At 51.4% G+C, this 19925-nt stretch carries 16 protein-coding genes and 5 pseudogenes; 4 read left to right on the forward strand and 17 right to left on the reverse strand.

Going from position 1 to position 19925, the window contains the following annotated elements; translation table 11 throughout:
* From XI25_RS15000 to yyaC, 5 genes and pseudogenes are all read right to left on the reverse strand, one after another.
* Positions 1–504 (reverse strand): annotated as a pseudogene (locus XI25_RS15000) (O-antigen ligase family protein); the annotation flags it as partial.
* Between the two features lie 413 nt (positions 505–917).
* A complete protein-coding gene (locus tag XI25_RS15005) occupies positions 918–2102 on the reverse strand; it encodes a class I SAM-dependent methyltransferase (protein ID WP_046679417.1) in 1185 nt (394 codons plus the stop codon).
* A gap of 169 nt (positions 2103–2271) precedes the next feature.
* The gene (locus tag XI25_RS15010; protein ID WP_046679315.1) at positions 2272–2949 is read right to left on the reverse strand and encodes a DUF6483 family protein; all 678 of its coding nucleotides are present in this window, start codon (positions 2947–2949) and stop codon (positions 2272–2274) included.
* A 171-nt stretch (positions 2950–3120) separates the two neighbouring features.
* A complete protein-coding gene (locus XI25_RS15015; RefSeq protein ID WP_046679316.1) occupies positions 3121–3912 on the reverse strand; it encodes an alpha/beta fold hydrolase in 792 nt (263 codons plus the stop codon).
* 99 nt (positions 3913–4011) lie between these two features.
* Positions 4012–4530: a spore protease YyaC gene (gene yyaC / locus XI25_RS15020; protein ID WP_046679418.1), complete on the reverse strand. Its 519-nt coding sequence runs from the start codon at positions 4528–4530 to the stop codon at positions 4012–4014.
* Positions 4531–4730: 200 nt separating this feature from the next.
* Between yyaC and XI25_RS15025 the strand changes: the two genes are divergently transcribed.
* Entirely contained in the window at positions 4731–4955 is a 225-nt protein-coding gene (locus XI25_RS15025) for a DUF1128 domain-containing protein (RefSeq protein ID WP_046679317.1), read from the forward strand.
* A 171-nt stretch (positions 4956–5126) separates the two neighbouring features.
* Here XI25_RS15025 and XI25_RS15030 read toward each other — a convergent pair whose 3' ends face one another.
* Complete coding sequence (locus XI25_RS15030) at positions 5127–6170, reverse strand: asparaginase (RefSeq protein WP_082112378.1); 1044 nt, start codon at positions 6168–6170, stop codon at positions 5127–5129.
* A 270-nt stretch (positions 6171–6440) separates the two neighbouring features.
* Here XI25_RS15030 and XI25_RS15035 point away from each other — a divergent pair, with 270 nt between their 5' ends.
* From XI25_RS15035 to XI25_RS15045, 3 genes are all read left to right on the forward strand, one after another.
* Positions 6441–6698, forward strand: coding sequence for a GlsB/YeaQ/YmgE family stress response membrane protein (locus XI25_RS15035; RefSeq protein WP_046679319.1), 258 nt, complete (start codon positions 6441–6443; stop codon positions 6696–6698).
* A gap of 145 nt (positions 6699–6843) precedes the next feature.
* Positions 6844–7164 carry a YtxH domain-containing protein gene (locus XI25_RS32190; protein ID WP_442950401.1) on the forward strand — a complete coding sequence of 107 codons (321 nt, stop codon included), beginning with the start codon at positions 6844–6846 and terminating at the stop codon, positions 7162–7164.
* 132 nt (positions 7165–7296) lie between these two features.
* Positions 7297–7767, forward strand: coding sequence for a DUF5665 domain-containing protein (locus XI25_RS15045; RefSeq protein ID WP_235439897.1), 471 nt, complete (start codon positions 7297–7299; stop codon positions 7765–7767).
* 138 nt (positions 7768–7905) lie between these two features.
* On the opposite strand, the gene XI25_RS15050 is transcribed toward XI25_RS15045, so the two are convergent.
* The 11 genes and pseudogenes from XI25_RS15050 to XI25_RS15100 all read right to left on the reverse strand — a co-directional run bounded on the left by XI25_RS15050 (position 7906) and on the right by XI25_RS15100 (position 19919).
* Entirely contained in the window at positions 7906–8886 is a 981-nt protein-coding gene (locus XI25_RS15050) for a magnesium transporter CorA family protein (protein WP_046679321.1), read from the reverse strand.
* A gap of 123 nt (positions 8887–9009) precedes the next feature.
* On the reverse strand, positions 9010–9780 hold the full coding sequence (locus XI25_RS15055; protein WP_046679322.1) for a sigma-70 family RNA polymerase sigma factor: 771 nt from the start codon (positions 9778–9780) through the stop codon (positions 9010–9012).
* A complete protein-coding gene (gene rsbW / locus XI25_RS15060) occupies positions 9777–10229 on the reverse strand; it encodes an anti-sigma B factor RsbW (RefSeq protein ID WP_046679323.1) in 453 nt (150 codons plus the stop codon). The genes XI25_RS15055 and rsbW overlap by 4 nt, the downstream gene beginning before the upstream one ends.
* A 16-nt stretch (positions 10230–10245) precedes the next feature.
* Positions 10246–10585: pseudogene (locus XI25_RS15065) on the reverse strand (STAS domain-containing protein).
* A 100-nt stretch (positions 10586–10685) separates the two neighbouring features.
* Positions 10686–12370 (reverse strand): annotated as a pseudogene (locus XI25_RS15070) (response regulator).
* Between the two features lie 19 nt (positions 12371–12389).
* Positions 12390–13260: pseudogene (locus XI25_RS15075) on the reverse strand (CheR family methyltransferase).
* Positions 13261–13320: 60 nt separating this feature from the next.
* Positions 13321–16989, reverse strand: coding sequence for a response regulator (locus XI25_RS15080; RefSeq protein WP_046679325.1), 3669 nt, complete (start codon positions 16987–16989; stop codon positions 13321–13323).
* Positions 16986–18162: pseudogene (locus tag XI25_RS15085) on the reverse strand (PP2C family protein-serine/threonine phosphatase). The gene XI25_RS15080 and the pseudogene XI25_RS15085 overlap by 4 nt, the downstream one beginning before the upstream one ends.
* A gap of 230 nt (positions 18163–18392) precedes the next feature.
* Complete coding sequence (locus XI25_RS15090) at positions 18393–18740, reverse strand: general stress protein (protein ID WP_046679326.1); 348 nt, start codon at positions 18738–18740, stop codon at positions 18393–18395.
* 88 nt (positions 18741–18828) lie between these two features.
* Complete coding sequence (locus XI25_RS15095; protein ID WP_046679420.1) at positions 18829–19350, reverse strand: hypothetical protein; 522 nt, start codon at positions 19348–19350, stop codon at positions 18829–18831.
* A 50-nt stretch (positions 19351–19400) separates the two neighbouring features.
* The gene (locus XI25_RS15100) at positions 19401–19919 is read right to left on the reverse strand and encodes a DUF948 domain-containing protein (RefSeq protein WP_046679421.1); all 519 of its coding nucleotides are present in this window, start codon (positions 19917–19919) and stop codon (positions 19401–19403) included.
* Between the last annotated feature and the right edge of the window lie 6 nt (positions 19920–19925).

Raw genomic sequence — 19925 nt, forward strand, 5'->3', positions numbered from 1 at the left:
CCTGCGGAGCGCGGCAGGCAGGGCGAACAGCCGCTCCAGCAGGAAGGCGGCCATGACCGCGCCGAAGGCGTTCGGATATTGGAGAAGGCCGCCGAGCCTCGCGCCTGTCGCGCTGACGGCGAGATCCGCCGTGCGGAGCACCGCATGCGGCAGATCCCACAGCCCGTACACGGCAAGGAACGCGCTGGCGCATAACAACCCTCCGGTCAGATGCCATATGAGTTGGAGCCTTTGACGCCCTTCCCGATCCCTGCCCAATACCCATGCGGCAAATCCGACGGTGCCGTAAAAGCCCCAGCGAATCCATTCATTAAGCGTACCCGCCGTCGAAAGGGGCCCCCGGATGGCGTGCAGGGAGTAGATCAGAAGCATCCAGCCGATACAGGCGAACAGCGGATATGCGGCGCTTCCGCGAAGCTCCGGAGCATGGCGGACAGCGATTCGAAGGAGCCCGGACAGCTGCAGAATGCAGGCTGCCCCCCAGACGGCACATACTATATACAAGTCCTCGTCAAAAAAAGAACCCCGTTTGCAGACAGGCGGTCCCCATCACAAGCAGCAGCATAAAAAAAAACGAAACCCTTTACGGGCGCGGGCGGCATCCGGGGTCCCTCCTTTCCGTAGTTTTTCCGTTTTCCGCCTGCCTGCCGGGAGACAGGGCTTCCTCGGCCTTGAGTCGTTTTTTAACGGAAACATCCACGAATCACGAATATTATTCAGTGTAGACGGTGGGACCCGTTTGTAATCCCTGCCGAACTGTAACACTCAGGTGATTCTGTGCAAAAAATCAGCTATTTGAACGGTATCCTTGAAACATAAAAAAAGCCGGCACCCGAAACCTGTTCCGGGGGCTGGCTCTATAGGACGTTCAAACCGGTTTGACCTTTAATCGTCACACCGGCGGCGCCGCAACTATTTTATTGGATGGACGGAAGCAGGTCGCGGCAGGCATTCTCCAAATACGGCGACGCGCTCAAAAAATCGCGGAAGGCCGAATATTCCTGCCACAGCTTGTCCCTGTCGCCGGCGCTTCCCTTTACCGCCCGGATCAAAATATTTTTCGGGGTGTGCTCCATATCGATAAACTCGAGCAGCTGCGTCCGGTAGCCCATCACATCCAGCAGCTTGGCCCGGATGCCGTCCGTTGCCAGCGCGGAGAAGCGTTCCTTCAGGATGCCATGGGACAGGAGCGGCTCCATCACCGGATTTTTCACCTGGGAGAAGAGCTCATGCTGGCAGCATGGGACCGATAAAATAACCGAGGCTCCCCAGCGAACGGCTTTTTCCAGCGCGGCGTCCGTAGCCGTGTCGCAGGCATGGAGCGTGACGACCATATCCACCTGCTCCAATTCGTCATAATCCGCGATGTCTCCGACAAGAAACCGCAATTGCGAGTAATTCAGCTTTTTCGCCAGCATACTGCAGTGTTCGATCACATCGGCCTTTAGATCCAATCCGACGATATTCAGCTTTCTTCGCGTTTTAACCGCCAAATAGTGATAAAGCGCGAAGGTGAGGTACGATTTGCCGCAGCCGAAATCAACGATCGTCAAGGGACGGCCTTCGGGCAGATGAGGGAGGACGTCTTCGACCATTTCAAGGAAACGGTTAATCTGTTTGAATTTATCGTACTTCCGGGCGTATACCTTGCCCTCGTCATTCATGATGCCGAGCTCCACCAGAAATGGAACCGGCGTCCCTTCTTCAAGGATATACGTTTTTTTGCGGTTATGGGCGAGCATGATGTCGCTCCTGGTTTTCGTCGGGGATTTCGTCAAAATGGAAACCTTATATTTTTTGGAGATCAGCACCTGATAATCCGCTTCGGGAGTGCAGAAAAGCGCCTGCCGGAATGTCTCTTCCAGAAGGGCGGTCAGGAGCGCTCCGGCCTCCTCTGCCGGCACATTCTCATGCGTAACCTTGGTTCCGGAATAATAAGCGAACTGGTAAAACAGCTTGTTTTTGAGCTCCACGGGTTTTATGGTCACTTTGGTGTAAGATGCTCCTTCACGCTTGCGAAGCTGGCTGAGGGAGGCGGTGATCAGGGACGTGTCCTGAATGATCTGGGTAATCAGTTTACGCAGTGCTTCCAAAAGGTACATCTCGCTTTCTTGTTGAATTTTGCAGCGCGGGTAACCACATTCTTTATGATAACACCATGGGTCAATGCTTCCAAAAAAGAGTCCCTGAAGCATGCGGGCCGACATATCGTTCGTGCTTAAAAAACCGGGTCGATTTTGAGCAAAAAAAAACGACTTTGGGGGTCCTCCCTTATCGTATGTCCGCTTGCCCCGGGGTATCCGCGAACCTCCGTTCCAGCTCGGCGATCCCTTCGTGAACCTCGGCAAGAGGAAGCCCGCCGCGTTCCAACTCATCGGGAGGAACATTCAAAAGCCTCTCGTAAAAAAGAGAGCCTTCCCGTAAGTCAAGGACATCCTGTTCCAGGAGACGGAAGAGGCTGTTCTCCGCCTCTGCATATCGGCCGGCCCGCTCGAAGTAAACCAGTAAAAGCCGCTCCGTCTCTTCGGGGAGCCGAAAGGATCGCAAATCCCCCGCCGTGTCGTCAATTCTTCGAGGAAGATCCCATAAATTCGGATTGGCATCGTTCAGGGATGCCGTCAAGTACAGATGGAGCGCCTTGGCCATCAAGATCAGCCCCTCGTCCCTCCGCTCCGAATCGAGGTGGATCCTGGCTTCCTCCTCCATCAGCCTGGCTGCATTTTGAAGTTTGTCGGCCTCCAGCACGCCCGCGGTTCGAAAAAGCCGGACGATATCCGGCGCGGACAAGGAACGGAGCAGCTTGGAATTCAAACCAAATTGCCGGGTCAACAGTTCGTCGATTTCCCATAACGCCTCCGTCACCTTGCGCTGCTGCTTCAATCCGTATACTTTGGCAATGAGCTGCGTCATTTCCTCCACAAGCCGGAGGAGATAATCCTTCCGAAACATTGGCATCCCCCTCTTCAACATTCATCCTGTTCATTCATCTTTTTATAGTAGGTGATCCGGCGATCTTTTTCCAGCAAACGGGGGGGGATGGGCAGTAAGGGCACACGAAAAAAAAACCGGAGGGTACCTCCTCCGGCCGATTTCTAAGCTTCTTTCAAATTAAAGGGGACGCTACGCTTTAAACACGCCCTCCAGGAACGAACGGATCACGCTGCTCAATTCCTCCGGCTCCTCCATCATGCTCATATGGCCTGCGCCTTTAATAACGGACTGCGTGACGTTGGGGTTATCGATTGTAAAAACACGTTCCGGCGGAATGAGACCGTCCTTCTCCCCGGCCACAAGCAGAACAGGCAAAGTCGTGGAGGACAGCACGTCTCGCCGGTCAGGGCGCTCGCGCATGGCCAGCGCCGCTCCGATGGCTCCCTGCGGCGGAGTCAGGTAGCCGATTTCCTTCGCTTTTTGAATGCACTCCGGTTTCCGGTTCTGCGTCTCCGGTGCAAACAATCCCGGAACGAGGCCGTCCACAAAGTCGGTAATCCCCTCTCCCTGAATGGTGCTTACCGCCTTGACTCTTTTCTCCTTCGCTTCCTCCGAATCCGGAAAGCCCGTGGAATGGATCAACCCGAATGCATTCAATCGGGAAGCGTGGCGCTGTACGAAAGACAGCGTAATATATCCGCCGAGGGAATGGCCAAACAGGGATGCTTTCGGTATATTCAGCTCGTCCATAAGAAGAAGCACGTCATCCGCCATTTGCTCAATGGTATAGGGTCCTACAGGCGCATCGGAACGGCCGTGGCCCCGAAGGTCCGGTACAATGACCCGGTAACCGCCCAAATACGGAAGTACCTGCTCCCAATAAGAGGAACTCCCGCAATATCCGTGAAGCAGAAAGACCGGCTCGCCCTGTCCCTGGTCCAGATAACATATCGTATTGCCGTTGCATTGTACTTTTTCCATGACTACCCTTCTTTCTTGAATCAGTGCCGATACCTGCAGGCACATGAGTTTTAGATAACTACTATTAAACCATAAACGGCTGTCGCTGAAACGCCTGTCTCAAGGACTAAGGCCAAAGCCCGATGCGGCCGCTTGCGCGATCCGGGAAGCCATGGTCATGACCAAGTGGAGGGACGTTACCTGCAGCGTCCAATAAGGCTTCGGTCCCAGCACATTGACAACGGCCGCAATGCTGTAATGCCCGACCGCAGGCAACGGTCTGCCCACCGACTGGGCGGGATTCAAGGGACCTTTGGCCGCAAAAAAGGAACCGACGGAGGACGGTTGGCCCAAGCAGGCGTCAATCGCGATAATGAGATGGTCCTCCGGAATCCCTTTCAGCTTGTCTTCCAGACTGATCGCATCGCACGGGTCCGGCAAGGTGCCGATCACATGCGGGAAACCGGCTTCCAGCAACCCCGTTCCGGTCAGAGGACCCAAGGCGTCGCCGGTTGAGCGATCCGTTCCGATACATACAAAGGTAATCTGATCCATCGAATGCAATCGGGAAATATCTGCAAAAAAGATTTTCAACTGCTCTCCGGATAATTTGTTCTTTGCGGCAGGCATTCCCTGCATGCAATCCGTCTCCCGTTTCACGGCCTCCCCCCTTTCAAGCCATGTTTTCGCGGCTGCCCCGTATTCAAACAAGGAACCGGCTGTTCTCCTGATTTTACCCTATCCGGCGCCGTCGTAGCAAAAAGATTGGTCGAGCCGGCGGCAGCATGTTACAATACAGGGACGAGAAAACGCAAACCGAGAAAAGGAGGGTGTCAAACATGGACCTGAATGATAAAACCCAGGAGAATCTGGAGTATATGATCGAGCAGATCAAATTAAAGCTCCGCATGGCTTCCGCAGCCGCGATGCAGGCTTCCGCTTTTTCCAAAGAGCAGTATGACGATATCCGCGACCTGTATGAGATGGTCATGAGCAAAAACACGATGAGCATTTCCGAGGTTGAGGCCATTGCCTCCGAGCTCGGACGACTTCGCGGCAACTAGACGGCTGCCTTAAGTTTTTGGTATACAAACATCTGTGACGTGCTTTTTGCGAAGGCAGACATCTTAAAAAGGCCTCATGCTTCTCTCTTAAGAGAACGCATGGGGCCTTTGTATATATACTCCTGCCGGTAAACCGTATATTAAATTTCAGGGATTGACGGCTTTCCCCAGTCACCATACCAAACTGCCGATCGGGATCACTTCGGCGATGATGCCCATTTCAAGGCAAAAGCCGGCTCGGCATACCCGACTTTTTTGTCCGCCGTCATTATATAGGTCTTTGGTATAGGCTTCCCGCAGCCGTTCGACAAGGGTCCGGTTTTCATAGCCAAGCTGGTCAAGCAGGGACTCCGCGATATACCCCCACTCTTCTTCCGAACCGTCCAAAACTTTAAACGCTATACCGAGGCGTTCCTTTTTCAATCCGAGGCAAAAGACCCCTTTGAAACCTCCCTTGGCGACAATGTTATCGTCCTGGAGCAATAGCGTATCCACTCTGCCGTCACCCCCGACCATGTAAGGATAACGGTTCATCGCCTGCGTAATTTTTGAAACGGCCTGTCTTGTCCGCTCATCGTCAATCCGGTCCGGACACGCCAGCTTCATATACGCCGTCGCCAATGCCCGCAGGGGCAGCGCGAATACCGGAAGCCCGCATCCGTCCGTGCCCAGGCGGATGTCCTCCTTCTTCATGCCGGACATATAGGCTACGGTATCCAGTACCTCCTGCTGCACAGGATGATCCGGATGGTCATAGCCTTCCAATGGGGCCTTCAGCATTTTGCTGTAAGCCAGCAAGCCGATGTGTTTGCCCGAACAATTGTGGAACATTTTTCTTCGTTCTCCTCCGTTGCGGAGCAGGGATTCCTTCGTAGGTTCGTCAAGCGGGTAGCTGGATGCGCACACGAGGCTGCCTTCCCCGATTCCCGTTTTATCCATGAAGCCGTCTAGCGTTTTTTGATGTTCCGCCTCTCCGCGATGGGACGAAGCCATGATCGCGATTTCCTGATCCGTAAGCCGGTAATGGTCCGCCATGTTTGCGCGTAAGGCAGGTATGGCCTGCAGCGGCTTCGCGGAGGAGCGGGTAAAAGCAACATATTCCGGGTCGTCGGCATAAGCTTTTACCTTTCCTAGTTCGTCCACAATGGCGATGTGCCCGCTATGGACACATTCCGTTACGCCTGCGCGGTACTCCTTAATCAGCACGCTGTCCATCAACTTTCTCTCCTTTAAGCAATAGGTTCTATATGATTTCATAGCCCGCTACCGGCAGGCCCGTGGTTTATGCCATGATGCGGCTTACTAAGTATAGTACAAAAACGAATAATCTTCAGCAGGTAAATCCATCATCGGCTAGCCGTCCGGGGCAGTTCGGGAAGCTAAAGAGCATACCGAACTGGCTGTTTCAGGCTAACTTCTGGGGTTTAAATACGAGATAAGCAAGCCCACTCGAAAGTCAAAACTCTGAATAAAGGAGGCGATTTTATGTGGGGAGTCATCATCAGCATCGTAATGGCAATTATTATCGGCATCATCGGTGATGCTTTAGTCGGCCATGACATGCCGGGAGGCATTATCGGCTCCATGATCGCCGGTTTCATCGGCGCTTGGCTCGGACCCTTGATCATGGGATCTTGGGGACCGGAAATCGGCGGTTTTGCCATCGTTCCTGCTATTATCGGTACGGCCGTCTTTGTATTTTTGCTGGGACTTGTATCTAAAATGTTTAGACGCGCGGCTTAATCTGCCAGCTAAATTATTCTATTTAAACTAATCAAAGGAGTGAATGTCATGAATCAATCAGAACAAGAATATCCGGTACAAAGCAGTTCGACGTTTTTTTAAAGGCGTATTTATCGGCGCCCTTGCCGGTGCAGCGGCAGCTCTGCTGTTTGCGCCGAAGCCGGGACGCGAGCTTCGCGGGGACCTGTCGGACAAGCTCACGCTGGTCACGGACAAAACCAAAGAGGTTGCGGGCGTCGTCGGCGAGAAAGCGGCCGAGCTTGCCAAGACGGTAGGCAGCAAAGCCTCGGATGTCATGACGACCGTCAATGAAAGCCGCAGCAATGTGATGTCCAGCGTAAGGCAGGCTTCCATGGACGTGTCCGATGAAGTAGCGAGTGCTTCCGAAGACGTCAAAGACGGGACGAAAAAACGCTTCCGAAGGCGTCAGCAAAGAGATGAAGTCGGCGCAATACTAGGCCGTTAAAGACGGAAATAGCCAGCTGACAGCTGGCTATTTTAATGTCCGTGAGGCTGATTATTATCCGATTGTTAAGCTCAAGCGCTTTATTTCAAGGGGGCCTCACCATGACTTCTGCCAAGAAAGCGGGGATACGAGATGAGCAAAGCCAGTCCTTATGACAGCCGGTCCGAAGGCTTTGACCGTACGAACCGGCATGAGCGTTTTCGGGAACTTGACCGGGAACGCAATCGTTTACGCGATCGTGACCGGGAGCGCGAACGGCACGGCGGCCGCTCCGGGGAAAACATGCCTAAGCAGACCGCGTACGATGTGAATGAGCATCCTTTCGAGCTGAGGCATGAGGTCAAAAGACTGAACGGCCGATTGGATAAAATCGCGGATTCGCTCGAAAGGGCGAATTTCAAAGATATCGTCGAGAATTACATGAGCCCGAAAAAACGGATCATTACGAACTTTACCGCAGGCCTCGCCCGCGGCCTCGGCATGACCGTCGGTACCGTCGTTGTTCTGAGTTTGCTCGGTTATATCCTGAGCCTGTTCGTGGATATGCCGCTTATCGGCGATTACATCGCCGAACTTCAGGGCTATATCGACAAGGCGAGGTAAACGGTGCTACTTCGTTCATCGTTTACCTAAGGCATCAATAAAGACCACTCCGTCCATGCCGGATGTTGTTCTACTCCGTTGTCCCGATAACCGAATGAAACCTCCCGGCAGGGCAGTGCCTGCGGGAGGTTTCTCGGTTCATATATTCTTGTTCTTTGATTTCACCCTCAGCAGGTCGCCCGTCCAGCCCTTCGTGTACATCCAAACGTACATCCCTATCGTCAGAGCGAACGTAAACAGCATGGCTGCGAAAAATCCCCAAGACACCTTGGTGATCGGAAGATTTTCAAAGTTCATGCCCCAAATCGCGCCGACAACCGTTGCCGGCGTAAAAATAACGGTCATGATGGTAAGGGTCTTCATGATTTCGTTGCCCCGGAATCCGGCGATGGCATCATCAATGGTGACAAGCGTATCAATCTCGCGTTCATAGTGCCGGAATAGTTTGTCCATCCGTTCCACGCGGTGCAAAAGCTGCTGATAGAATCTGCTGTTCTCCAGGCTGTCCAAGTAACCTTCTTTGGATGCGGCAATCAACTCCTGAAAAGGGATAAACAGATTGCTCCAATATAGCAGCTCGAAACGCGAAGACAGGATGCGGTCCATCAGGTTCCGCTGATTATGCCTCCTCATGACCGCTTCGACTTCCCGGAGGTTGGCTTCAAATTTATCCATGCCGGCGTGAAAATAGTGAAGAATCGCCCTTGCCAGCACAAACATGCCGTCAATCGGCCTTAAGCATTGGTGCAGCATGGATACCCGGTCCGGCTTTCCCATAATCTTTCGGGTATGGCCGTCCAGATTGAACGTAATCAAGACTTCCCGGTCAATATAAAAATAAAACTGCTCGTTCTCTCGGTCCTCGTCAAGTTCGGAAGCGATCGTGTAAAGGAAAGTGCCTACCAGAACAGGATTCGTCCCGTCGGGAAACCGGACCGACAAATAATTTTTGCCTTTCAATGAAGGAGTCAGCTTAAACCACTCCGATATGTAAGGGTACTGGTTCCGAAGCTTGCCGAATTCAGGATTTTCCCAGTCATCCGTCTCAACATCATGCCACTTCCACCCGCCGGCTAAAGCGTATACGTGCTTGCCCTCTTTTGTTTTTAAGGCGTTCACTTACGGTTCCCTCCTTCTGACATCATTTCTTCTACCAGAAAAGGACACGCACATCCCGGTTCAGGAATAGCGTGCCCTTATGTCGTCCAATCCTTGCACCCGCCGCAGACAAGCTTGTCCATGTCAATAGGAAGAGTTGGACATGATTTGTTTGAGCTTCTCGGTTGCCCGTTTTTGAATGCGTGAGACACTCATCTGGGAAACGCCAAGCTTTTGGGCGATAGCCCTCTGCGACTGCCCCTCCTGGAAAGCAAGAAGAAGAACCTTTTGCTCCTGTTCCTTCAGCTGGCTCAGTGCCTGCTGGAGATCCATCCGTTTTTCCACCGAATCATAGTCATTGACGTCGGAGCTGATCAGCTCGCCCAGGGTGGCGCCGGTTTCCTCTTGCGACAGGGGAGAATCCAATGATACGTAATGATAGCACTCTCTTCCGGCGAGAACCTCCACCGTTTCCTCAACCGTTAAGTCCAGGAACTCCGCAATTTCCTTCACGTCCGGGGAGCGTTCCAGTTTAACCATCAATTCATCGATAGCCTGCTGCACAAGCGCGCCTTTCTCTTTAATCCGACGCGGAACCTGGATATACCACGACTTGTCCCTCAGAAAATTTTTCATGTGCCCGATCATGCTCTTCATGGCATAGGGCTCGAAAGGTATGCCCAGACTGATATCATACTGCTGAAGCAGCCGAATCAAAGCCATTTGGCCGACCTGATACAAATCCTCGTAAAGATCGGGCCGGTTTCGGGCGATTTTACCCGCGGCCATTTTGACCATCGGCTCGTATTTTTGAATCAAGACGGTCGCAATCTCATTATCCTTGGTCTGTTGGTATTCCCGAATCAGACTGATCGCTTCGTCTCTGGACTCAGGGGGAGTCACTTTATCATTCATACCCGCTCCTCGCTTTTCACAAGCCGCTTGGTAAGAATAACCTCGGTTCCCTTTCCCGTCTGGTTGTTCACGCTCACTTCATCCATAAGCGCCTCCATCAAGTAAAAACCTAGACCTCCGATCTGAACATCGTCGAGTTCTTTGTCATGGAGGGTTCCAGGGTTCTCCGTTTTTCCATTACTTTCGAAACTCTCCCCTTCGTCTCGGACCATAATGGATAACGATTCGCTCGTCACCTCAAAAATGACTTCCACCATTCCGCCCTCTTGTCCGTATGCATACAACACGGAGTTATTGCAGGCTTCCGAAACGGCTACCTTCATATCTTCAATCTCTTCGTATGAAAAACCCATCTTGGAGGCAATTCCATACAAATTCAATCTGACAATATCTACATACTCAGCATTGGCAGGCAAGTTAAGCGTAACTCTTTGAACATCAGCATTCATTCTTTTCGATCCTTTCCTAATGGGAATTCTCCTGAGGGGCAAAAAAACTTCGCGATACCCGTCATTTCAAACAGCTTTTGAATTTGCGGAGGTACCTCCTCCACCGCGAATCGGGCCTCCATGCCGTGTCTTGCTTTCAAAATGGACAATAGAATGCCAATGCCTGTGCTATCGATATACGTCATATCCTTCATGTTGACGATCAGGTCCGTTTCCGCATTGCTTACAAGGGGCTCCATCACCAAGCGAAAATCCGGTGCGACGGAAAGGTCCAGCTCACCGCTCAGATAAACCTTGCAAACACCCTCGCTCATATCCGTCGTGGCATTGAACTTATCATTCGTATTTGTATTCATAGACACTCTCTCCCGAAATTTGTTTTCCTTACAAATAACCCGTTATTTCGTATCTTGAAACAACCCAGCAACCAATTCTGCAGTGGTAATATTTCACGATTCACGCATGATGAATTCTCATCGGCTTCGCCTCCCCGGCAACCAAGGCGTGTTCGCCCCATGCAGGAAATGCATATTGCGACAAAACATGTTTGATGCTGCCGACCTTCACCGGTTTACTGATATATTCATTCATCCCCGCTTCAAGGCAGCGGTTTTGGATACCATCCATGACATTCGCTGTCATCGCAATAATAATGGGCTCGGGGCCGGACCGCTTTTTCTCCCGGATGAGACGGGTTGCCTCCAGGCCATCCATGACCGGCATCTGCAAATCCATGAATATCAAGTCATAGCTTTTGTTTTCGGCCATATTTACCGCCTGCCGGCCATCCTCTGCCAAATCCGCGGCAAGCCCTATTTTCTCAAGCATGCTTACCATCAGCTTACGGTTAATCGGATGGTCATCCACGACAAGAATGCCGGGCATCCGGTTTTCTTCCACGTCGTAATCCTCATGCGGTTCATCCAATCCCGCTATCCGGTCGTTTTCCTTATGCTTTTGAACCTGAATGGTAAACACGAAGACCGCGCCTTTCTCTTCGGCCGATTCAACCCGGATTTCTCCGCCCATCAGCTGGACGAGCGATTTGCAGATGGCAAGACCGAGCCCCGTCCCGCCGTATTTGCGGGTCATGGAGGAATCCAGCTGCGAGAAAGGTTGAACAGCCTGTCGATTTTATCCGCCGAAATGCCGATGCCCGTATCCCTGACGGTGAACTCAAGGGTAAGGGTATCTTCCTGATTTGCGGCAAGGGTAACGACGAGGTATACCCCGCCCTGATTCGTGAATTTAACGGCATTGGATACGAGATTCATCAGAACCTGGCGCAAACGCCCCATGTCGCCGTACACCATTTTGGGGATTTTATCCTCGATGAAATAGATCAGTTCAAGGTTTTTCTTGGAGGCTTCGGCCGAAAATAAACCGACAACCTCCTGAACGCAGGATTTGAGCTCAAACGGATGCTCCTCCAGCTCCATTTTTCCGGACTCCATCTTCGTGAAATCCAAAATGTCGTTAATGATCGAAACCAGCGCATCGGCACTGTTCCTTATAATGTCCGCATATTCCCTCTGCTCGTCCTTGAGATCGCTGTCCATTAAAAGATCGATCATCCCGATAACCCCGTTCATCGGCGTCCGGATTTCATGACTCATCATGGCCAGGAACTCGGTCTTTGCTTTGGCTGCAAGTTCAGCCGCCTCTTTGGCCTGCACAAGCTCATGGTTGATCTTCTCGAGCTCCTGGGTTTTCTGATGCAGAAGCATGGATTGGGTCTTCAATCTCTTGTTTGTCAAATACATATCGACAAAGCCCTCGATTTTGGACTTCAAAATCTGCGGAATGAACGGCTTTACCATATAATCGATGGCGCCGGCCGAATATCCGGCAAACAAATGCTCCGCTTCCTTGCTGTTGGCCGAAATAAAAATGATCGGAATATCCTTCGTCTTGTCTCTCGCCTTGATCAGGCGAGCCGTTTCGATTCCGTCCATTCCGGGCATCTGCACATCCAGAACAATCACGGCGAAATCATATTTCAAGAGACATCTTAACGCTTCTTCCCCGGAAGTTGCTTTGACCAGTATATACTGCTCACTGTCGAGAACGGCTTCCAGTGCCAGCAAGTTCTCAGGGCGGTCATCTACCAGCAATATATGAATCGGTTCGTGAAACCCCATGGAATCCTCCTAAAACACTCTATTTGATCTTCCGGTATATCTTCTCCACCCGGTCCAGCGCTTCGTACGAATCACTGAAATTCGTAAAATGAATCGACTCCTTCGCTCCCAGTACAAGTATACCGAAATGGCTTAAGCTCTCATGAAATAATCCGTGCACGTGATTACGAAGATCATCGTTAAAATAGATCATTACATTTCTGCAGAAGATGACATTGAACTCATTAAAAGATCGGTCCGTGGCCAAATTATGCTCAGCAAAAATCATATTTTTTTTTTAAAAACGGATGAAAAATAACCGAATTGTACTTCGCCGTGTAATACTCGGAGAACGAGCCGTTTCCTCCCGCCTCCAGATAATTCTTCGTGTACTGCTTCATCCGTTTGATGTCATAGACGCCTTCCTTGGCCTGCTGAAGCGAACGGGAATTCATGTCGGTCGCATAAATTCGGGCCTTGTCGTAAAGCCCCTCCTCATGCAGCAGAATAGCCATGGAATAGACCTCTTCCCCTGTAGAACAGCCTGCGTGCCAAATCCGGATGTACGGATAAGTTCTCAAGAGAGGAATGACCTTCTGCCTGAAGGTCAGAAATAAATCCGGATCCCTGAACATTTCGGTTACCGGGATCGACAAATTGTATATAAGACGCTCAAAGCACTCCCTGTCGTGAAGAACCTTTTCCTGCAGGGCCGAAATCGTGGACAACCCCTCCGCATGAACATGGTGCCATATTCTTCGCCTTAAGGAAGGGAGGGCATAGTTGCGAAAATCATAACCATAAAACCGGTGGATTCCCGTAAGCAAAAGCTCAATCTCGATCAGCTCCAGTTCCCGGTCGCCGCCAGCTTCCGTCTTCATTTCATTGTCGGTATGGTCGTTAGATGTCATTCTTCGCACCGGCTTTCTCCCATTACGTTGTTCTGTCATTTATTTACCCAATAATGTTATTTACGAATACAACCATACGCGCATGAGAGAGAGCAGCTGTTCCGTCTGAATCGGCTTCTTCATATAATCGGAAGCACCGGCTTCAATGCATTTCGCGCGGTCCTCTTTCATGGCTTTGGCCGTAAGGGCAATGATCGGCACCTTTTCGAACCGAGGCATCTGCCGCAGTCTCCGCATGGCCTCGTATCCGTCCATTTCAGGCATCATCATATCCATCAGGATCAAATCGTAGTTCGGATCGGATTCGAGCAGTTCCAAAGCTTCCCGGCCGTTTTCGGCGAAGGTAACCTCCATGCTGTAGCCTTCCAGCACGCTCGACAGGGCGAACACATTCCGGATATCGTCATCGACAAGCATGATTCTCTTGCCTTCGAAGAGCTGTTCCTTATTGTGCAGCTTCTGCAGGATTTTACGCTTATCCTCAGGCAGGTCCGCTTCCACCCGATGCAGGAACAAGGTGGTTTCATCCAGCAGTCGCTCCGGCGATTTGACGTCTTTAATAATAATCGATTCGGCATATTTGCGCAGGCGTGTCTCTTCCTTCGTATCCAGTTCCTTGCCCGTATAAATAATGATCGGCAGATCGACCAGATTCTCATCCTCGCGGATCCGGTCCAGCAGATCAAAACCGGTCATGTCGGTTAACATCAAATCCAGCACCATGCAGTCATAATGCTGCTTTTTAAGCTCTTCAATGGCTTCCGAACCGGTTGATACCGCTGTAATGGACACGTCATCATGCCCGATCAGCTCAATGATCGAATGCCGCTGAATGTCGTCGTCCTCCACGATCAGCAGGTGCTTCACGGATTTTTCCGCATAGGATTCAATATAGGAGAAAGCATCCTCCAGCGCTTCGCGTGAAGAAGGCTTCTTCAAGTAGGCGATCGCGCCCATCATCAATCCTTGTTTAACCTCATCGACAACCGAGATCACGTGCACGGGGATGTGACGGGTCACGGCCGAACCTTTCAGTTCGCCCAGGACGGACCATCCATCCATCACGGGAAGTTGGATATCCAGGATGATGGCATCCGGCTGATAAGACTGGGCCATTTTCAGGCCGATATCCCCCTGCAGGGCGACCAAACCTTTAAACCCGCGGCCTCTGGCCATATCCAAAAGGATTTTGGCAAACTTGGCGTCGTCCTCTACAATAAGCAGCACCTTGTCCCCTGGACCGATCCGGTCGCGGTCGTCCTCGATCCGGATGGCCGGTTCCGGTTCCTTCGTCCGCTGCCGGCTTGGTGCGGTGTAACCGTTCTTGAGGATCAAGCCGGCTTCGGAAGCCTCCATCGATGCCGCTGCCTCTTGTCCGGAGGAGAAAGATTCTTCCCGGCGCGGGAGATACAGGGTAAAGGTGCTTCCCTCTCCTTCTTCCGTTTCCAAATGGATGCCGCCGCCCAGAAGTCTCGAAAGCTCACGGCTGATAGACAGACCAAGCCCCGTCCCCCCGTACTTCCGGCTTGTCGTTCCGTCCACCTGCTGGAACGCCTCGAAGATCAGATCCGTTTTGTCGGCCGGAATGCCAATCCCCGTATCCTTTACGGAGAAACCGATATAGTTTCCTTTGCGGTCCAGGAACGCCGGAAGTTTGTCAGGTTCCGCCGGGGCAATGCTGACCTCCACCGAGCCCCTGCTCGTAAATTTAAACGCATTCGACAACAGGTTCCGCAGGATCTGCTTCACCCTATGTCCGTCCGTAATCAGGCTCGGCGGCACATGTTCGTCAATCCGTACCTTCAGGTCGATATGCTTTTTGGAAGCTACCGCATCGAAGTTCTGATGAACGAATGCCTCAATGTCTTTCATCGGGACAGATTCCCGGTTGATTTCCATTTTGCCCGCATCCACTTTGGACAGGTCCAGAATTTCATCGATCATTTTGAGCAGATCGGCTCCAGACATATAAATCGTCTGCGCATATTCGATTTGTTTGGGCGTCAAATTCCCGTCCTTATTCTCAAACAAAAGCTGGGATAAAATCAGCAGGCTGTTTAGCGGGGTACGCAGCTCATGCGACATGTTGGCCATAAACTCCGACTTGTATTTGGTCGTTACCGACAGCTGCATAGCCTGCTTTTCGAGCTGTATCCTTGCTTTTTCGATCTCGTCGTTCTTTTCTTCGACTTGCTGCACCTGTTCTTCCAGGGCTCGGGTTTTGGCGACCAGTTCCGTATTGTAATGCTCCAGTTCTTCCTGTTGGCGCTGGAGCAGCTCTTCGGAACGTTTCAGCGCTTCGGTCTGCTCCTCCAGATTTTCATTGGATCGCCGCAGCTCTTCCTGTTGGGTCTGAAGCTCTTCCGACTGGCACTGAAGCTCTTCCGTCAACGCCTGGGATTCCCGCAGCAGTTCCTCTACCCGCAGCCGTCCGGTAATATTGTTGAGTATGATGCCCAGAGATTGCGACAATTGGGATAACAGCTGTTTCTGAAGCGAAGTGAATGGTTCAAATGAAGCCATTTCGACTACGCCCAGAACGGTATTTTCAAACAAAACCGGGTAAATCATAACGGCAGCCGGTTTGGAAGAGCCCCATGCCGATTTTACGTTAAGATAGTCATCTGGCGGACTGTTTAAAATAATGGGCTTCTTGTCTAGCGCTGCCTGTCCGACAAGCCCCTCGCCGACCTGGAAAATCATCTTCGGCTGCTCGCCGCCCTCAAATGCGTAAGTACCCTTCATTTCCAGCTTGTTCGGGCTCTTGTCTTCCTCCCGTGTATACAAGGCACCGTACTGAGCCCCGAGAACCGGCGTAAACTCGCTGACAAACCGCTGGCCGATCTCCGTAAGGGAGCTGACTCCCTGCAGCAATTCCGTCATTCTGGCCATGTTTTGGTTGATCCAGGATTGATCGCGCTGGGCCTCCATATAATTCTGCTCCAGCCGCCGTTTCTCCTCGATGTCCCCGGCCATTTCCTTGAACACCTGGGCAACCTGCCCGATTTCATCCTTCGAGGCGACCCTGATCCGCCTTAACGCTTTAAGCCGGCCCTCCCCGAAGCTCTTGATCATCAAAGATACGATGTTAATGCCGCGCGTAATGCTTGGAACTATCCATAATATGACAATCAGGCCTAAGATCAGGCCTGCCGCCATGAAAATGGTAGTCGTCATGAGTGAACGCTCGTACGCTGATTTGGCATCCGCGATATCCTCGGAAATTTTGTGGTCCTCGTAACTGGACAATGCATTAAGGCTGTCCAGCATCTCCTCCTGAACCGCTTGTCCTGTTGTAATCCGAAAAGAATTGGCGCTGCTTAAATTGCCCTCCCCAAGAAGTTCGAGCGCTCTGTTTTGATAATCGAGATACTGGATGGTCGCCTTTTCGATCCGCTCGAGCAGCTGCAGCTCCTCGGCGGAATTTTGCTGTTTCTTCAATGAACTATAGTAATCAGCCGCAACTTCGGTCATTTGCTCGATCTGTTGCTTCATTTTTGCGGAAGTGGCTGTTTCCTTGCTCAGCATCATGTTGGTAAGCGTGCGCGCCATATCATTGACCTGGCCCCTCATGGCGCTGGAATCCCGAACCTTCTGGTAACGATCGCTATATATAGAATCGAGCTGGCCATTCATAAAGCTGAGACGGTCATAGCCGACAAGTGTCAGAACAAGCATGATCGCAAGCAGCGTAGCAAATCCGATGACCAGCTTGCTTTTTATTTTCACTTTCGTTTCCCCTCTCCCGATTTTAGAGATATCCAGACAAGACATTTATCATCTTCCCGCTCTTTTGCCTGGTCCTCCACAAAAAAACTGCTGTTTCATTTCCTCTTCCCGCCACAGATTGGATCCCCCTAAACGGGATTTCAGAAAATCAAGTTTATCGTCATGGCTGCCCGGAACGATTTCAAGCAGCCCATCGGTGTACATGGCCAAATGGGCTTCTCCTTCATAGGTGAAGCTTCGCGGCTCCATCTCATGAATGCGGTCGAACAGCCCTACCGGACAGCAGCCCTGATCAAGCGTCATCACCGTACCGTCCTGGCTGAAAAACAACGCCGGGGGATGGCCCGCATTAACGTAATCCACGCGTTTCATGCGAGTATCCACCACGACATATATAGCCGTAAAATAATACTGAATAAGCTGGTCTTCAATATGAAGCTGGTTGAACCTCCGGTTCAGTTCCTGTATAACCTTCTCCGGTTCCACATATGTGGTTACGGTATCTTTCAGCACGGAGGCAATGAACATGCAGAATAAGGACGAGGAAATTCCGTGGCCCATCATATCCAGCAAAATAATGCCGTATCGTCCGTCGCCAAGGTCGTACCAGGCATACAGATCGCCGGCCAGCTCGGCGGAAGGCTGATACAGCGCGTGAACCTCAAACCGTTCTTCTTCGATCGGAGAGCTGAGCACCGCATTTTGAACCTTGGCGGCGAGCTTTAGCTCATCATGAATCCGCTGCTCTCTCTCCTTATGCCAGTCTTTCTCGTGCTTCAGCCGGAGGGCAAGCCGAATCCGTGCCATCAGCTCCACTTTATTGATCGGCTTGGTCACATAGTCCACGGCTCCGACATCCAGGGCTTCCGCGAGCTTCTTGGAATCCCCCACGGCAGTTACCATAATGATCGGTATATCTTTTAAATGGTCATACTGCTGCACGATGCGGCAGGCCTCAATGCCATCCATTTCGGGCATCATCATGTCCAGCAGTATCAGGTCAATGTCGATTCGCTTGGGGCGGAGATCCGCCGTTGCGCCCCCGATACCGAGATGCTCCAGCATCTCCAACGCCGAGGGAGCGGTAACGATATCCCTGTATTGCTCTTTCTTTAAGATTTCTCGGATAATTATGACGTTAGTCGGATTGTCATCAACAATTAGTATTCTCATAACCCTCTCCTTAACGTGATTCTTAATGCTCGGAAATCTTTATTCCAAACTATTATACTATAGCAGCAGCTTGCAGACGGCTTTCCGGCAGAAACGGCTGACTCTTCCTGCGGACGTTTGAAGCATCCCCTTTTAAAAACATAGATAAGGAATGAGACAGCCTTTGTCCCATTCCTTATCCATGTTTTAAGCCTTATGATTTCGGCTGTAACGGTTCTTAGCCCAAGATCTTAAGGCTGATCTTTTTTGGCAATCACAAGGACCTTGCCCAAGTCGAGCTGTTTTTCATAAAAATCGGCCTCCGCTTCCGTAAACCCCAGTGAAACGATTTTTGCCCGAAGTTCATCCCCGCGGGACCGAAAAAGATTCGCGATCGAATCAAATATGCCTTCTTCCTTTATGCCGACCTCTTTGGCATCCGAAGCCTGGACAACGCGCTCCGTCTTGTCGGAGTCATGCGCCAGCACAAAAATGTGGTCGGACATATAACCCGCGGTTTTCAAATTTTGGACTTCCTGAACGGCTTGCGTGCCGTTTTCGACGATTTTGGCATAAGCTTTTGCATTCGTAGATTCCATATCGAAAACCTCCTTTGGGATTCCAAGGGTAGAGCCCTAGGTTAATTAACCGGAATTCAAACCTTTGAAACACCTTTTTCAAGATTTTTTATTCTTCGAAAAACAAATCCACGCCGGATATATCGCCCGTGGTCCGGTCCTTAAACACTTTAATGGCCTGGTGGTTCCGCAAGTAAACATCCCCGTCCTCACCTTCATGATAAGGCTCCCCCAGGGCTGAAGACAGTTCCCCGGTTGTCAGCAAGACGGATTGACCGTTCACCCGTATCGATTTTGCCGAAGGCTCGACATGAACATACTCCGTTAACCCGTCACAGAGGCCGACCGTCATATCTGCATAGTGATATTCCGTCGTTCCCAACAATGGTTCATGGGTAACCTTCAGCGGTTCGCCTTTCTTACGGAGCACATCCTCCGTCCGGTCCGTAAGAGCGATGCCGTTCAGCGTCTCAAAGTCTTCGAAAACATTCCCCTGTCCAGCAGGCGAATGCACGGACCATGAGGCATGAACTGCAGGTGCGGTCATACCGGCGGCAGATGCAGGCTCCAGTCCTGCTCCGCCGCTATAGGGCGAAAGCATACCCATCAACAGCAGCACGACATTCCACATGTTTTTCACCCCTTCTATTTCCTTACCGACAAATCCGGAAGCCATTCCCTTTAGTAGCGGGCTTTCTGACGACGAAACTTGCTCCAGAGGCCTACCGCCATATCCACATAACTTAGCCATTTTCCCGGATTGGACGCCTTGGACTCGTTATATACCGAATCATAGGATTGGAACGTCCTTTCCTGTGGAGTCATCGGTTGAGCGGCCTGTTGAATGGGCTGCGGTTTCTTTCTCTCCATCCTCGACTGCTTAAATTTGCTGACAACGCCCGAAGAAACCTCTTTTACCGCATACGTCACTTCGCTTAATGCCTCTCCCAGATTTCTCACGGTATCCATGACCGGATCGATCTGTTTCATCTTGTGCTGAACGTCCACGGTAATGTCATTGGTATGGCGGATCGTTTGTTTCACCTCGTAACTCAGCTCATCGATGGTCTCCTGAACATCCTGCAGGGTCTGTGTAACCTTATCCAAAGAAACGGTCGCCGCTTTCAGGGTTTTGATCAAAAAAAAGGCAAGAACCGCAAAAGCAACGGCGATAATCGCTACACTGATCTGTGTTAGCATGGGCAC

Origin of the sequence: Paenibacillus sp. DMB20 (assembly GCF_000987955.1) — a bacterium.
In the GTDB taxonomy this organism is placed as follows: domain Bacteria; phylum Bacillota; class Bacilli; order Paenibacillales; family Paenibacillaceae; genus Paenibacillus_AQ.